This window comes from Streptomyces sp. NPDC028991, assembly GCF_055564775.1.
The window spans coordinates 141,847-157,003 of record NZ_JBVHVP010000015.1 but is presented as its reverse complement, the minus strand read 5'-3'; the positions used below and the strand labels follow the sequence as shown (position 1 = coordinate 157,003).

At 71.4% G+C, this 15,157-nt stretch carries 10 protein-coding genes; 6 read left to right on the top strand and 4 right to left on the bottom strand.

Annotation, left to right across the window (positions count from 1 at the left end; genetic code table 11):
• The first annotated feature begins 5 nt into the window (after positions 1 to 5).
• Together fdhD and ACZ4V1_RS26320 are read left to right on the top strand one after the other, a co-directional pair.
• Positions 6 to 854, top strand: coding sequence for a formate dehydrogenase accessory sulfurtransferase FdhD (fdhD, locus tag ACZ4V1_RS26325; protein ID WP_468340283.1), 849 nt, complete (start codon positions 6 to 8; stop codon positions 852 to 854).
• A gap of 221 nt (positions 855 to 1,075) precedes the next feature.
• Complete coding sequence (locus ACZ4V1_RS26320) at positions 1,076 to 2,956, top strand: exo-alpha-sialidase (protein ID WP_468340280.1); 1,881 nt, start codon at positions 1,076 to 1,078, stop codon at positions 2,954 to 2,956.
• Between the two features lie 16 nt (positions 2,957 to 2,972).
• Here ACZ4V1_RS26320 and ACZ4V1_RS26315 read toward each other — a convergent pair whose 3' ends face one another.
• Complete coding sequence (locus ACZ4V1_RS26315) at positions 2,973 to 3,977, bottom strand: bile acid:sodium symporter family protein (RefSeq protein ID WP_468340365.1); 1,005 nt, start codon at positions 3,975 to 3,977, stop codon at positions 2,973 to 2,975.
• A gap of 185 nt (positions 3,978 to 4,162) precedes the next feature.
• Here ACZ4V1_RS26315 and ACZ4V1_RS26310 point away from each other — a divergent pair, with 185 nt between their 5' ends.
• The 3 genes from ACZ4V1_RS26310 to ACZ4V1_RS26300 all read left to right on the top strand — a co-directional run bounded on the left by ACZ4V1_RS26310 (position 4,163) and on the right by ACZ4V1_RS26300 (position 8,078).
• Complete coding sequence (locus tag ACZ4V1_RS26310) at positions 4,163 to 5,047, top strand: LysR substrate-binding domain-containing protein (protein ID WP_468340278.1); 885 nt, start codon at positions 4,163 to 4,165, stop codon at positions 5,045 to 5,047.
• 284 nt (positions 5,048 to 5,331) lie between these two features.
• Positions 5,332 to 7,158 carry an AMP-dependent synthetase/ligase gene (locus ACZ4V1_RS26305; RefSeq protein ID WP_468340276.1) on the top strand — a complete coding sequence of 609 codons (1,827 nt, stop codon included), beginning with the start codon at positions 5,332 to 5,334 and terminating at the stop codon, positions 7,156 to 7,158.
• 83 nt (positions 7,159 to 7,241) lie between these two features.
• Positions 7,242 to 8,078: an aldo/keto reductase gene (locus ACZ4V1_RS26300; protein ID WP_468340273.1), complete on the top strand. Its 837-nt coding sequence runs from the start codon at positions 7,242 to 7,244 to the stop codon at positions 8,076 to 8,078.
• Between the two features lie 53 nt (positions 8,079 to 8,131).
• Here ACZ4V1_RS26300 and ACZ4V1_RS26295 read toward each other — a convergent pair whose 3' ends face one another.
• From ACZ4V1_RS26295 to ACZ4V1_RS26285, 3 genes are all read right to left on the bottom strand, one after another.
• Complete coding sequence (locus ACZ4V1_RS26295; RefSeq protein ID WP_468340270.1) at positions 8,132 to 8,833, bottom strand: SDR family oxidoreductase; 702 nt, start codon at positions 8,831 to 8,833, stop codon at positions 8,132 to 8,134.
• 89 nt (positions 8,834 to 8,922) lie between these two features.
• A complete protein-coding gene (locus ACZ4V1_RS26290) occupies positions 8,923 to 9,831 on the bottom strand; it encodes a class I SAM-dependent methyltransferase (protein WP_468340267.1) in 909 nt (302 codons plus the stop codon).
• Between the two features lie 150 nt (positions 9,832 to 9,981).
• Positions 9,982 to 11,709 (bottom strand): glycoside hydrolase family 6 protein, encoded by a 1,728-nt coding sequence (locus ACZ4V1_RS26285; protein WP_468340264.1) that lies wholly within the window; start codon positions 11,707 to 11,709, stop codon positions 9,982 to 9,984.
• A 512-nt stretch (positions 11,710 to 12,221) separates the two neighbouring features.
• Here ACZ4V1_RS26285 and ACZ4V1_RS26280 point away from each other — a divergent pair.
• Positions 12,222 to 15,143 (top strand): glycoside hydrolase family 48 protein, encoded by a 2,922-nt coding sequence (locus tag ACZ4V1_RS26280; protein WP_468340262.1) that lies wholly within the window; start codon positions 12,222 to 12,224, stop codon positions 15,141 to 15,143.
• Positions 15,144 to 15,157 lie beyond the last annotated feature (14 nt).

Below are 15,157 nucleotides of genomic sequence, written 5' to 3'. Positions count from 1 at the left end.
GGACCATGGGACGAGTCACGGAACGACGCAAGGTGATCCGCATAAGGGACGGCGTGGTCTCCGCCCGCCCGGACACGCTCGTGGCCGAGGAACCGCTGGAGATCCGGCTGAACGGCAAGCCCCTCGCGATCACCATGCGCACTCCGGGCGACGACTTCGCGCTGGCGGCCGGGTTCCTGGTGAGCGAGGGGGTGCTCGCCGAGCAGGACGACCTCCAGAACATCGTGTACTGCGCGGGCGCGACGGCCGACGGCTCGAACACGTACAACGTCGTCGACGTCCGGACCGCCCCGCACGTGCCGGTCCCCGACATCACGCTGGAGCGGAACGTCTACACGACCTCCTCCTGCGGCCTGTGCGGCAAGGCGAGTCTGGACGCGGTGCGCACGACGGCCCGCTGGCCCATCACGGACATTCCCCCGGTCCGCGTCACCCCGGAGCTGCTGGCGGGGCTGCCGGACCGGCTGCGCGCCGCCCAGCGGGTCTTCGACCGGACCGGCGGCCTGCACGCGGCGGCCCTGTTCACCGAGGACGGCGAGCTGGTGGACGTACGGGAGGACGTGGGCCGGCACAACGCGGTCGACAAGCTGGTCGGCCGCGCGCTGCGGAACGGGGACCTGCCGCTGTCCCGCTCCGTGCTGCTGGTGTCGGGCCGGGCCTCGTTCGAGCTGGCGCAGAAGGCCGTGATGGCGGGCATCCCGGTACTGGCCGCGGTGTCGGCCCCGTCCTCCCTCGCGGTGGACCTGGCCGCCGAGACGGGGCTGACGCTGGTGGGCTTCCTGCGCGGCAGCTCCATGAACGTGTACGCGGGTGAGGACCGCGTCGCCCTGCGGGCCGCGGCCGCCCAGGGCTGACCCGGTCCCCGCGGCACGGCGGCGGGGCCCCGACCGGCGGGGAGCGCCCCCTGCGCCGCAGGGGTCCCGCCTCGATCCCGCGTCCCCGCGCGTCTTCTGACGCTCCGTCGGGCGACACGCGCGTGAGCACACGGGGCATGTCAGGCAGGGCGCGTCCTGATGTACTGATGTCCTGACGACCGGCTCCCTCCCGACCAGCCGCCCGAAGGGCAGACCGTTCCATGCCGTCACCTCCCCGTACGCGCCCGCGCTCCCCCCTGCTCGCCCTCGCCTCGCTGTTCGCCCTGGCCGCCTCCTCGCTCCCCGCCCACGCCCACACCGGGGCCGGGAGCCGGGCGCCGGAGTTCGAGCAGCAGGTCCTCTTCAAGGCGGACCAGGATCCGGGCGGCTACGCCTGCTTCCGCATCCCGGCGATCGTGCGGACGACGGACGGCACCCTGCTGGCCTTCGCCGAGGGCCGCGTCCTGAACTGCGGTGACGCCGGTGACATCGACATCGTCGTCAAGCGCTCCACCGACGGCGGGCGCACCTGGGGCCCGCTCCAGGTCGTCAACGACGGCGGCGGCGACACCCACGGCAACCCGGCCCCGGTCGTGGACGGCACCACCGGCCGGATCCTGCTGCTCGAGACGTACAACGCCGGCCGCGCGGACGCCGCGGGCTGCGCGGTGCCCTGCGCCCGCACCCCTCACCTCCAGTACAGCGACGACGACGGCCGTACCTGGTCCGCGCCCCGCGGCCTGGGCGCCGGCATCCTGCCTCCCGACTGGAACTCCTGGTACGCGACCGGCCCCGGGCACGGCATCCGGCTCACCGGGGGCAGCCATCCCGGCCGGCTCGTCGTCGGCGTCAACGCCGAGACCTGGGACGGCGGGAGGGTCACGGCCAACCACGCCGCACTGGTGGTCAGCGACGACGGCGGCGAGCACTGGAGGATCGGCGCCACCGACACCTGGCCCGTCGCCGCCGACGGCACCTTCCGGCAGAAGCCGTCCGAGCTCACCCTCGTGGCACGCGCGGACGGCACCCTCCTGGTCAGCGGCCGGGAGGAGAACGGCACCGACCTCGGCCACCGCACCCAGGCCGTCAGCCGCGACGGCGGCGACAGCTTCGCCGGCGCCTTCCGGGCTCTCCCGGACCTGTACACCCCGCAGGTGCAGGGCGCCGTGCTCCGCCTCGGCGACCGGCTGCTGCTGTCCGCCCCCGCCGACCCCGACCGCCGCCGGACGATGACGGTCCGCTCCTCCTACGACGGCGGCGCGACCTGGGACGGCGCGGACCGCGGCACGGTCGTCACCCGGGACTGGTCCGGCTACTCCGACATGGTGGCCGTCGACGACGGGTCGGCGGGCCTGCTGTACGAGGCCGGGGCGGTGGACGCCCGCGACGAGATCCGCTTCGCCCGCTTCACCGAGGACTGGCTCCAGCCGCGCCGGGCCGCCGGTCCCACCACCCCCGACCTCGCCGCGGGTGCCGCGCCCGCGGCGGTGCTCGGCGGCGCCGGGCCGGCGGACGGCAAGGTGGGCCGCGCGCTCGCCTTCGACGGTGCCGACGACGCCGTGCGGCTGCCCTACCACGAGCGGCTGCCGCTCGGGGCCGGGGACTTCACGGCGTCGCTGTGGTTCCGGTACTCGGCGGGCGACGGGGAGCAGCCGCTGTTGTGGATGGGCGGGGTGGGCAGCACGCAGCCTCAGGTGTGGCTGCGCGCGGAGCCCGGCAACGGCCGGATCCAAGGGCTGATCACCACGCGCGACGGCGGGGCGGCCCCGCGCTCGGCGTGGGTGCGCACCGACCGCGCCCACAACGACGGCCGGTGGCACCACCTGGCGCTGCGCCGCGGCGGGGGCCGGCTCACGCTGTTCGTCGACGGCACGACGGCCGGTGCGGCGGACGTGCCCGGATCGGTGAGCCGGAACTCGCCGTTCGGCGTGCACATCGGCGAGCGTGTGGACGGCCGGGCCCGCTTCACCGGCGCCATCGACGACGTGCACGTCTGGAACCGGGCACTGACCGACGAGGAGATCGCCGCCGGGAACCCGCCCTCGGCCCTCGGCAGCACGGTGCTGCACCTGCCCATGGACGAGGTGGCGGCGGGCGGCTGACCCGGACCTGGCCGGCTCAGCGGCTCCCGGTGCCGACCGCGGTGCGCCCCGGAGCGTCGGACTCCGCCGGGGCGACCGCCTCCGGGTCGTGCGCCCGGCGCTTGGCGATGACCGCGCACACCATCAGCTGCATCTGATGGAAGAGCATCAGCGGCAGCACCGCCAGTGAGGCCTGGGCGCCGAACAGGACGCTCGCCATCGGCAGTCCGGCGGCGAGGGACTTCTTCGACCCGGCGAACTGGATCGCGATCCGGTCCTCCCGAGAGAAACGCAGCGCCTTCGCCCCGTACCAGGTCAGCAGCAGCATCACGGCGAGCAGTACGGCCTCCACCGCCAGCAGACCGGCCAGCCGGACCGGACTGACCTGCTGCCAGATGCCCTGGACCATGCCCTGGCTGAACGCCGTGTAGACGACGAGGAGGATCGAGCCGCGGTCGACGAGCCCGAGGACCTTCTTGTGGCGGGCGACGAAGCCCCCGATCCACCGGCGCAGCAGCTGCCCGGCGGCGAACGGCACCAGCAGCTGGAGCACGATCTTGACCACCGAGTCGGCGGAGAACCCGCCCCCGCTGCCGCCGAGCAGGGCGGCGGCCAGCAGCGGCGTGATGACGATACCCGCCAGTGAGGAGAAGGAGCCCGCGCAGATCGCGGCGGGCACGTTGCCGCGGGCGATGGAGGTGAAGGCGATCGACGACTGGATGGTCGACGGGACCAGGGTGAGGAAGAGCAGCCCCTGGTAGAGGGGGTCGGTCAGGAAGACCGGGACAAGTCCGCGGGAGGCGAGCCCCAACAGCGGGAAGACGACGAAGGTGCAGGCCAGCACGGTGACGTGCAGCCGCCAGTGCCGCAGGCCGTCCATCGCCTCACGGGTGGAGAGCCGGGCGCCGTAGAGGAAGAAGAGGAAGGCGATCGCGGCGGTGGAGGCACCGGAGGCGACGTCCGCGCCCGTGCCGCGGGCCGGCAGCAGCGCCGCGAGGCCCACCGTCCCGAGCAGCAGCAGGATGTACGGGTCGATCGGCATCCAACGCGGCCATCGCAGGCGTTTCACGGTGCTCCACTTGCTCGCTCACTGTCGTCCGGCGGGGACACGGGTCCGGGCCACCGCTCCGGGTCACGGGTCCCCGCTCCATCCTGCTCCCTCGCTCTGCGATCGGGAATCCGGTACACCGCTCTTACTGTCATCATGTTCCGCGATAGGCTGGAGCGGTGTACGAGCCGTCCCACCTGCGCACCTTCCTGTCCGTGGCCCAGACGCTGAGCTTCACGCAGGCCGCCCGGCGGCTCGGGCTGCGCCAGTCGACCGTGAGCCAGCACGTGCGGCGGCTCGAGGACGCCACCGGGCGGCAGCTGTTCAGCCGGGACACGCACTCCGTGGAGCTGACGGAGGACGGGGAGGCGATGCTCGGATTCGCCCGCCGGATCCTGGAGGTGCACGAGCAGGCGACGGCCTTCTTCGCCGGCACCCGGCTGCGCGGGCGGCTGCGGTTCGGGGCGTCCGAGGACTTCGTGCTGACCCGGCTGCCGGAGATCCTCGAGGGATTCCGGCACGACCACCCCGAGGTCGACCTAGAGCTGACGGTGGAGCTGTCCGGCACGCTGCACGAGCAGCTGGCCGCCGGGAAGCTCGACCTGGTGCTGGCCAAGCGACGGCCGCAGGACCCGCGGGGTGAGCCGGTCTGGCGCGACCGGCTCGTGTGGATCGGCGCGGAGCGGCTGCGCCTCGACCCGGACCGTCCGGTGCCGCTCATCGTGTATCCGCCGCCGGGCATCACCCGCGCGCTCGCGCTGGACGCCCTCCAGCGGCAGGGCCGCGAGTGGCGCGTCGCGTGCACCAGCGGCAGCCTCAACGGCCTGATCGCCGCGGCCCGGGCGGGCCTCGGCGTGATGGCGCACTCGCGAGGGCTCGTCCCGCCCGGCCTGGTGCGGATGCCGGAGCGGGCCGGGCTGCCCGAGCTGGGCCGCGTGGACTTCGTACTGGTGCACGGTCGGCGCCGTCCCTCGGCACAGGGCGCGGCGGACGCCCTCGCGTCGGCGATCCTGGCGGGCGGCGACCGGCTGCACCGGCCGCGGCGCGCGGGCCTCGGACCGTGAGCCGGTGTGACGGAATCGGCGGCGGCCACGCTGAAGGAGGAGACGACGGTTCCGGTCGCCCGTACCGGCGGTAGGCGGGTCGTACAGATTCGGTGGAGATTACGGCACCGAAACTTACTCAACCGTCAGGAATCTGTCCGACCCTTCCCCATGTGAGCGCATTTCCTCTTGCTGACCAGCGCGAACATGAGCGCTGTTCGATTTTGTCACCCCTCCCGCCCCCGCCCCGGGTGGGGTAGCTTTCACCGCGCTGTGCGGGGGTCACCAGGAGCGGGGAGCGGGGTTTGCGCGAGTTCACCAGTCCTCCGTCGACGTCGGCACCACCGGTGGGCGGTCTGGCCGACGTCGTCTTCCGGCATGCCCTGGAGGATCCGGGACACATCGCGCTCGGCCGCAAGGACGACGCCGGCCAGTGGCGGGACGTGACCGCCGGCGCCTTCCGCGACGAGGTGCTGGCCCTCGCCAAGGGTCTGCTCGCCCAGGGCGTCCGGTTCGGCGACCGCGTCGCCATCATGTCCCGCACCCGCTACGAGTGGACCCTCTTCGACTTCGCCCTGTGGACGATCGGCGCCCAGGTGGTGCCGGTCTACCCGACCTCCTCGGCGGAACAGTGCATGTGGATGCTGTACGACGCCGAGGTGACCGCCGCGGTCGTCGAGCACGAGGACCACGCGATGACGATCGCCACCGTCATCGACCGGCTGCCGCGCCTGCGCGGCCTGTGGCAGCTCGACTCCGGCGCCGTCCAGGAGCTGTACGACGCGGGCGCCCACCTCGACGACGAGGTGGTGCACCGGCACCGGCAGGCGGTCACGCCCGAGACGCCCGCCACCGTCATCTACACCTCGGGCACCACGGGCCGTCCCAAGGGCTGTGTCATCTCGCACGGCAACTTCATGTACGAGGCGGACACCGTCATCGAGCGCTGGGAGCCGGTGTTCCACTCGAAGAAGGGCGACGAGGCGGCGACCCTGCTCTTCCTGCCGCTCGCCCACGTCTTCGGCCGGATGGTCGAGGTGGCGGCGATCCGCGGGCGGGTCCGCTTCGGCCACCAGCCGCAGCTGAACGCCGCCGCCCTGCTGCCCGACCTGGCGGCCTTCAGGCCGACCTTCATCCTGGCCGTGCCGTACATCTTCGAGAAGGTGTTCAACGCGGCGCGGCGCAAGGCCGAGAAGGAGGGGAAGGCGGGGCCCTTCGGGAAGGCCGTCGACGTGGCCGTGAAGTACGCGGAGGCGCTGGAGGCCAAGGCCTGGGGCGTCGGCCCCGGCCCGTCGGCGGGCCTGCGCATGCAGCACCAGCTCTTCGACAAACTCGTCTACACCAAGGTGCGGGCCGCGATGGGCGGGCGCATCCGCAACGCCATGTCGGGCGGCTCGGCGATGGACCGGCGGCTCGGCCTGTTCTTCGCGGGCGCCGGAGTGCAGATCTACGAGGGATACGGCCTGACCGAGTCCACGGCCGCCGCCACCGCCAACCCGCCCGAGCGCACCCGCTTCGGCACCGTCGGAGTGCCCGTCCCGGGCGTCACCGTGCACATCGCGGACGACGGCGAGATCTGGCTGTACGGCGACAACGTCTTCCAGGGCTACCTGAACAACCCCAAGGCCACCGACGAGACCCTGCGGGACGGCTGGCTGGCCACCGGCGACCTCGGTGCCCTGGACGAGGACGGCTACCTCACCATCACCGGGCGCAAGAAGGAGATCCTGGTGACCTCCGGCGGCAAGAGCGTCTCCCCCGGTCTGCTGGAGGAGCGCGTCCGGGACCATCCGCTGGTCAACCAGTGCATCGTCGTGGGCAACGACCGGCCGTACGTCGCCGCGCTCATCACCCTCGACCAGGAGGCGGTCGACCACTGGCTGACGATGCGCAACAAGCCGCGGATGCCGCCGGCCGAGCTGGTGCACGACGCCGACCTGGAGACGGAGGTGCGGCGCGCGGTCGTCGCCGCGAACACGCTGGTGTCGCAGGCCGAGTCGATCCGCACCTTCCGCATCCTCGCCCAGCCGTTCACCGAGGAGCACGGGCTGCTGACGCCCTCGCTGAAACTGAAGCGCAAGGCCATCGAGAAGGCCTACGGCAGTGAGGTGCAGGCGCTGTACACGGCGTGAGTTCGCCGGTCAGGAATGCGTCGGCGGCCGTGATCGTTGACGATATGAGTACCACCTGACCACAACCGAAGGATCAAGAGCTCGTGAGCAGCAAGGTCCCCCCGATCATCCTGAACAACGGCGTCGAGATGCCCCAGCTGGGCTTCGGCGTCTGGCAGGTGCCGGACGACGAGGCCGAGACGGCCGTCGCCCAGGCGCTGGAGGCCGGGTACCGCAGCATCGACACAGCGGCGATCTACGGCAATGAAGAGGGCACCGGCAGGGCGATCGCCGCCTCCGGCGTCGCCCGCGAGGACCTCTTCGTCACCACCAAGCTCTGGAACAGGGACCAGGGGTACGACTCCACCCTCCGTGCCTTCGACACGTCGCTGGCGAAGCTGGGCCTGGAGTACGTCGACCTGTACCTGATCCACTGGCCCATGCCGGCCAAGGAGCGGTACGTCGACACGTACAAGGCGTTCGAGAAGCTGCTCGCCGACGGCCGGGTCCGGGCCGTCGGCGTCTCCAACTTCCTGCCGGAGCACCTGGAGCGGCTGATCGGTGAGACCTCGGTCATCCCGGCCGTCAACCAGATCGAACTGCACCCGCACCTCCAGCAGCACGCCGCCCGCGAGTACCACGCGGAGCAGGGCATCGCCACCGAGGCCTGGTCCCCGCTCGGCTCCGGCAAGGGCATCCTGGAGATCCCGGCGATCGTGGCGATCGCCCAGAAGCACGGCCGCACCCCGGCCCAGGTCGTGCTGCGCTGGCACCTCCAGACCGGCAACGTGGTGATCCCGAAGTCGGTGACGCCGTCCCGGATCAAGGAGAACCTCGACGTGTTCGGCTTCACCCTGGACACCGAGGACCTCGCGGCGATCAGCGCGCTGAACGAGGACCGGCGGCTGGGCCCGGACCCCGCGCGGTTCAACGAGGCGTGACATGTCTGCGCGCGAAGGGGCCCGGCCGGTGCGGCCGGGCCCCTTCGCCGCTGTCAGTTGGGCTGTCCCAGCGGCCGTACGACCACGGTGTTGACGTCGACCCCGGCGGGCTGGGTCATGGCCCAGACGATCGAGTCGGCGATCTGGCCGGCGGTGAGCAGGTCGCCGGGCGGCAGGCTGCCGGTGGCCTCCCAGAACGGGGTCTCCACACGTCCGGGCGCGATCAGCGTCACGCCGACACCCCACCCGGTGACCTCGCGCCTGGCGTTCTCGGCGAGCCCCGTCACCGCCCACTTGGTCGCGCCATAGATGTTGCCCGGCGTGGGCACGAATCCGGCGACGCTGCCGACCAGCACGATCCGGCCGCGCGTCTCCTTCAGAGCGTCGATCGACGCCCTGATGAGCAGGGCCGGACCCAGCACGTTGGTCAGCACCATCTCGGTCCAGCCCGCCGGGTCGCCCTCGGCGATCGAGTCGTGGGTGGCGAACCCGGCGTTGGCGACGACCGTGTCGAGCCGGCCGAACCTCTTCAGCGTGGCCTCGACGGCGGAGGCCACCTGGGTGTGGTCGGCGGCGTTGCCCACGATCGTCAACAGGCCCTCGGGGTCACCGAGTCCCTCGCTGAAGGCACGCAGCCGCGCCTCTCCGCGCCCGGTGACGGCCACCCGCCGTCCCGCGTCCAGCAGCCGCCGGGCGACAGCGGCTCCGATGCCGCTGCCGCCGCCGGTGACGAGCGCGACCGGTGAGTCGGTCATGGTTCCCCCTGTGTCTGTGTTCGGCCCTGTCCGATTCCGGACGGTGGGGAGTCCATCACTTGGAGCGCTCTCGAAGTCAAGTCCGGGAGTCAGGCAGGGCGTCGAGCCGTGTAGACCGTGTGCGCCACCAGCACGAACGCGTCCTGGCGCCGGTGCACGCCCGCCTCGTCCCCGGGGTCGAGCAGCCGGTCGAGTGTGGCCCGGTCGGTGGCGTCGAGGCCGTCTCCGATCCGGTCGCGCAACCGGGACAGTGAGGTGGTGACGTACGCGCGGGCCTCGTCCGTGAGCGGCGCGGGCAGGTCCAGCAGGAAGCTGCGGGTGCCGGTGTGCTCGAGGCCCGCCGAGGTGAGCAGCGCCGGCCAGTCCTCGGTCTCCGCCACGGAGCCGGGCAGACTCGCGCGCATCTGCGCGAACGAGTCCTCCTCCACGGCGTGCATCCTGGCCTGCAGCCCGGGCCGCCCGATGCCGATGTCGCGGGGCAGGAACCGGGCGGGCAGCCCGCCCTCCAGGATCGCCACCGTGCCGCCGGGAGCGAGGTGCCCGGCGAGCGCGGCGAGGGCCCCGCGCTGGTCGCCCAGGTGATGCAGGCTCTGGCCGGCCCACATCAGGTCGGCCGGGTACTCCAGCTCGCCCAGTACGCCGGGCAGGTCACCGGTGAGGGTGCCGAAGCGGTCCGCGACGCCGAACCGGGCGGCGCGGTCGCGGGCCCGCTCCAGCAGCGGCCCCGCGCCATCGGCGGCGACTACGCGGGCGCCCGGGAAGGCGTCGGCGAACAGGCAGGAGACGACACCGGGGCCGCTGCCGACGTCGACGACCAGGCCGGGCTCGGTCACCTCCCGGGCCAGCCAGCCCATGGCCTGCCGGTACAGCGGCGTGTACAGCTCCGCCTGCGCCTCCAGTACAGGGGCCATCTCGGCCCAGTCCACGTGGGTGTGGTCGTGTCCGTGCTCGGGTACCGGGTGGTCGTGCTCGTGCTGCCGGTGGTGGTCGTGCGCCATGGTGGTAAGCCTCCCGTTCGCGATGCCGCCAGGGTGCGACGACTCACCGCGTACGGGCAAATTATGTTGCCGCAATCGCAAAAACGCACACACCACCGGGGCCCGGCCCGAAGGCCGGGCCCCGACGGCGTCACCTAGGCCGGAACCCGCTCAGGACAGCGGCGGGTAGGCGTTCTTCATCAGCTCCTGGAACTGCGCGGAGAACCAGTGCCCGGACACCGGGGCGTTGTCCAAGGCCCCCGACGGGTTGTTGCCGTTGCGCTCGTTGCCCTCGTACGTGGGGTCGCACATCCGGTCGAAGCCCTTGCCCTCGTCGTTGTCGATCGGCTCGCTCGCGCCGTCGGACTCGCCCGGGGGCTTCATCCACACGTACGCGTCGATCCCGGCGGCGGGAGAGGCCTGCGGGCGTTCGCCGAGGCCGGCTCCGGACTGGTTGCACCAGTTGCCGAGGTGGATGCGGCGGTCGTAGCGCCCACCGTCCACGTAGGTGTTCACGTCCGTCGTCGCGCCCGGTCCGGTGGGCCGGTCGGCGCCGCCCCAGCCGTTGCGGGAGGTGTCGATGAGCATGCCGAGGTTCTGGTCGAAGCCGATCGAGACCAGCTTGTCGCGCATGGCCTGGGCGTAGGACAGCTCGTCGGTGTACTGGTTCCAGTCCACCCAGTCGGACTGGCGCACGGGGGTGCCGTTCACCGAGTCCGTGATCTTGAAGTTCTCCTCCTTCAGGGCGCTGTAGTTGGCGGTGTTGACGATGAAGCCGTGCACGTCGGCGACGGTCGCGCCCTCGGTGGTGGCGGCGGTCTTGAACATGTCGGCGGAGGGACCGAAGTTGCTGTCCCAGCCGAGCCAGCCGTGGTGGCCGGCGTCGACGTAGTTGTAGACGTTGCCGACGTCGCCGAGCTTGTTCAGGGCGTAGCCGACGCCCTTCTGGTAGTTGCCGTTGGCCTTCATCACGTCGCAGTTCTCCGTGGCGGTCGGCCGCGGCGTGACGTTGGTGACCAGGTTGGGCAGCGAGTCGATCTCGACCGTGGTGACGATCCTGAGGTCCGCGTACTTCGGGTCGGCGAGGATCGCGGCGATCGGGTCGATGTACTCGGTCTTGTACTTGCCGATCTCCGTCGGGCCCAGTTCGCCGTTGGAGGCGAGGGCCGCGCAGTCGCGGCCGGGCAGGTTGTAGATCACGAGCTGGATGGCGAGTTCGCCGGAACCCTTCTGCGCCAGCGCCTCGTCGAGGTGGTCGCGCAGACCCATGCCGCCGTTCACGCCCTCGATGGCGGCGGTCCGGTCCAGCCACACCCCCGTGGGCTGGCCGGCGATGCGGCCTCCGCCGGGTTCGGCGGCGGCCTTGTCGGACCACTCCGGGTTCACGTACACCTTGGCACCGTCGTAGGGGTTGTCCACCCGGTCGGAGGGGCCACCGGGGTCCGGCGGGTCGGTCGGGTCCGGATCCGGCGTGCCGCCGTCGTCGACGTTGCAGGTCACGCCATTGAGGGTGAAGGTGGCCGGGATCGCGTTGCCGCCACTGTAGGTGGCCTGGAAGCCGAAGCTCGCCGAACCGCCCGTGGACAGGGTGCCGTTGTAGGACTCGTTGGCCGCGGTGACGGCGGCACCGCTCTGACTGACCTTCGCGTTCCAGCCGTTGGTGACCTTCTGGCTGCCGGCGTAGGTCCAGCCCAGCGACCAGCCGGAGGTGGGGGCGCCGTTGTTGGTGACGGTCACGGCCGCGGTGAAGCCGCTGCCCCAGTCGTTCTGCACCTCGTAGTCGACGGTACAGGGGACGGCCGCCGCGCCGGCGTTCGCCGACTGGGCGGCGAAGGCCGTGCCGGAGGCACCGGCGACCAGCGCCAGGGCAGCGAGCATCGCGGTTCTGCTACGGGTCATGAGTGCGGGTTCCTTCTTTCGTGGGGTGCGGGGTGCTGTCGTCCCGGGCCACGCGTACGCAGGGCGCGGCCCGCTGCCGGACGGCCTGGGGGTGCCGTCGCGTTCGGAGGTCAGGAACGGCCCGCGGGCACGGTGGAACCGCCCGGGGGATGTGCGGGCCGGCACGCCGGCCGACGAGGCGTCGGACAGGCCGCGGCGGCGGCTAAAAGTCCTGAACGCGGGGGGTGGAGCGGGGGGTGGCGCATGAGCGACTCCTTGCAGTTCGTGCACGCCGTGACGGACGCGTCGACTGATGGAACCGCTCCCACTGGTGCCAGCGAACGTAGCGCCAAGTGACGGCAAAGAACAGAGGAGTTACCGACTTTCTCCCCGCAGCAACTGTCGAATCTTTTCGACTCTCCACACATCTTGACCGCACTGTGCCCCCTCCTCACTATGGGAGCGCTCCCACTGGTTCAAGGCTTGTTGCTCCTCCCCACACCCTCCCCGAGCCGCAAGGAGGAACCAGCACCATGCATCCCGGACGCAGACACAGACGCCGCACCGCGCGGCGACTGTGGACGGCCGCACTGGCGGCCCTCGCGCTACCTCTCACGATGATGAGTACGGGTTCGACTCCCGCCCAGGCGGCGGCGCTTCAGTGCAGCGTGGACTACAAGACCAACGACTGGGGCGCCGGCTTCACCGCGGAACTGACGCTCACCAACCGCGGCAGCGACGCCATCGACGGCTGGACGCTGACGTACGACTACGCGGGCAACCAGAAGCTGGCCAACGGCTGGAACGGCACCTGGTCCCAGTCCGGACAGACCGTCACCGTGCGGAACGCCTCGTACAACGCGCGGATCGCCGCCGGGGCCGCCGTCTCCACCGGCGGGCAGTTCACCTACAGCGGCACCAACACGGCCCCGACGGAATTCGCCGTCAACGGCACCGCCTGCGTCGGTGCGCACCAGCCGCCGATCACCGTGCTGACCAGCCCGGAGGCGGGCGCGGTGTACTCGCAGGGCGAGGCGGTCCCGCTGGCGGCCACGGCGGCCGCCGCCGACGGCGCCACGATCGGCAAGGTGGAGTTCTACGACGACACCACCCTGCTGGGCACCGACACCAGCTCGCCCTACACACACTCGGCCACTGGCTTGACCGTGGGCAGTCATTCCCTGGTGGCGAAGGCGTACGACAGCACGGGGGCCTCCGCGAACTCGACGCCGGTCGGCATCACGGTTGCCTCGGGACCGACCGTGGTCGCCACTCCGGCCCAACTTGGCGTCCAGCAGGGCGAGTCGGAAACGTACGAGGTCAGACTCTCCAAGCAGCCGGCCGCGAACGTCGCGGTGACGACGGCCCGCGCGAGCGGCAACACCGGCCTGACCGTCTCCGGCGGCGCGAGTCTCACCTTCACCCCGTCGAACTGGGACACCGCGCAGAAGGTGACCATCGCGGCCGACGCCTCCGGCACCGGCTCGGCGGTCTTCGAGTCGACGGCACCCGGCCACGGCAAGGCCACGGTCAACGTGACCCAGCTCGCCGCCGCGAAGGACTACGACGCCCGCTTCCTGGAGCTCTACGGGAAGATCACCGACCCGGCGAACGGCTACTTCTCACCCGAGGGCATTCCGTACCACTCGGTCGAGACACTGATCGTCGAGGCGCCGGACCACGGGCACGAGACCACCTCCGAGGCGTACAGCTACCTGCTGTGGCTCCAGGCCATGTACGGCAAGGTGACCGGTGACTGGACGCGGTTCAACAACGCCTGGGAGATCATGGAGACGTACATGATCCCCACGCACGCCGACCAGCCGACCAACTCGGCCTACAATGCCTCGAAGCCGGCGACGTACGCCCCCGAGCTGGACACGCCGAACGAGTACCCGGCTCCCCTGGACGGCGCGGTCTCCGTGGGCCCGGACCCGATCGCCGGTGAACTGAAGTCGGCGTACGGCACCGACGACGTCTACGGCATGCACTGGCTCCAGGACGTCGACAACACCTACGGCTACGGCAACTCGCCCGGCAAGTGCGAGGCGGGCCCCTCCGACACCGGCCCGTCCTACATCAACACCTTCCAGCGCGGCGCGCAGGAGTCGGTGTGGGAAACGGTGCCGCAGCCGACCTGCGACGCCTTCAAGTACGGCGGTCCCAACGGCTACCTGGACCTGTTCACCGGTGACGCGTCCTACGCGAAGCAGTGGAAGTTCACCAACGCCCCGGACGCCGACGCGCGGGCCGTGCAGGCCGCGTACTGGGCGGACATCTGGGCCGAGGAGCAGGGCAAGGGCGGCGAGATCGCCGGCACCCTCGACAAGGCCGCCAAGATGGGCGACTACCTGCGCTACGCCATGTTCGACAAGTACTTCAAGAAGGTCGGCGACTGTGTCGGGCCGACGAGCTGCCCGGCCGGCACCGGCAAGGACTCCTCGCACTACCTGCTGTCCTGGTACTACGCCTGGGGCGGCGCGGTGGACACGTCGGCGGGCTGGGCCTGGCGCATCGGCTCCAGCCACACCCACGGCGGCTACCAGAACCCGCTGGCCGCGTACGCGCTGAGCACCTACGACGACCTGAAGCCCAAGTCGGCCACGGGTGCGTCCGACTGGGCCAAGTCCCTCGACCGGCAGGTGGAGTTCTACCGCTGGCTCCAGTCCGACGAGGGCGCCATCGCGGGCGGCGCGACCAACAGCTGGGCGGGCCGGTACGCGACACCGCCGGCCGGTACGCCGACGTTCTACGGCATGTACTACGACGAGAAGCCGGTGTACCACGACCCGCCGTCCAACCAGTGGTTCGGCTTCCAGGCGTGGTCCATGGAGCGGGTCGCCGAGTACTACCAGCAGAGCGGAGACGCGGCGGCCAAGGAGGTCCTGGACAAGTGGGTCGACTGGGCGCTGTCGGAGACGACGGTCAACCCGGACGGCACCTTCCGGATCCCCGCGACGATGCAGTGGTCGGGGCAGCCGGACACCTGGAACGCCTCCTCCCCGGGTGACAACAGCGAACTGCACGTCACCGTCTCGGACTACACCAACGACGTCGGTGTGGCGGCGGCGTACGCCAAGACCCTGACGTACTACGCCGACCGATCGGGCGACACGGAGGCGGCGGCGACCGCCAAGGCGCTGCTCGACGGCATGTGGGAGAACAACCAGGACGCGCTCGGCATCGCCGTCCCGGAGACCCGCGCCGACTACAACCGCTTCGACGACCCGGTCCACGTCCCGAGCGGCTGGAGCGGCACCATGCCGAACGGCGACACGATCGACGAGTCGTCGACCTTCTCCTCGATCCGCTCCTTCTACCAGGACGACCCGGCCTGGTCGAAGATCGAGAGCTATCTCGCGGGCGGTGCCGCGCCCACGTTCACCTACCACCGGTTCTGGGCGCAGGCGGACATCGCCCTCGCCATGGGCTCGTACGCGGAGCTTCTCGAATAGCCCCCGCGAAGCGC

What these genes read in the sequence shown, in the direction of transcription:
- ACZ4V1_RS26285 (WP_468340264.1), bottom strand. Translation starts at nt 11,709, where the DNA reads ATGACCCGTAGCAGAACCGCGATGCTCGCTGCCCTGGCGCTGGTCGCC.
- ACZ4V1_RS26320 (WP_468340280.1), top strand. Translation starts at nt 1,076, where the DNA reads ATGCCGTCACCTCCCCGTACGCGCCCGCGCTCCCCCCTGCTCGCCCTC.
- fdhD (WP_468340283.1), top strand. Translation starts at nt 6, where the DNA reads ATGGGACGAGTCACGGAACGACGCAAGGTGATCCGCATAAGGGACGGC.
- ACZ4V1_RS26295 (WP_468340270.1), bottom strand. Translation starts at nt 8,833, where the DNA reads ATGACCGACTCACCGGTCGCGCTCGTCACCGGCGGCGGCAGCGGCATC.
- ACZ4V1_RS26290 (WP_468340267.1), bottom strand. Translation starts at nt 9,831, where the DNA reads ATGGCGCACGACCACCACCGGCAGCACGAGCACGACCACCCGGTACCC.
- ACZ4V1_RS26315 (WP_468340365.1), bottom strand. Translation starts at nt 3,977, where the DNA reads ATGCCGATCGACCCGTACATCCTGCTGCTGCTCGGGACGGTGGGCCTC.
- ACZ4V1_RS26280 (WP_468340262.1), top strand. Translation starts at nt 12,222, where the DNA reads ATGCATCCCGGACGCAGACACAGACGCCGCACCGCGCGGCGACTGTGG.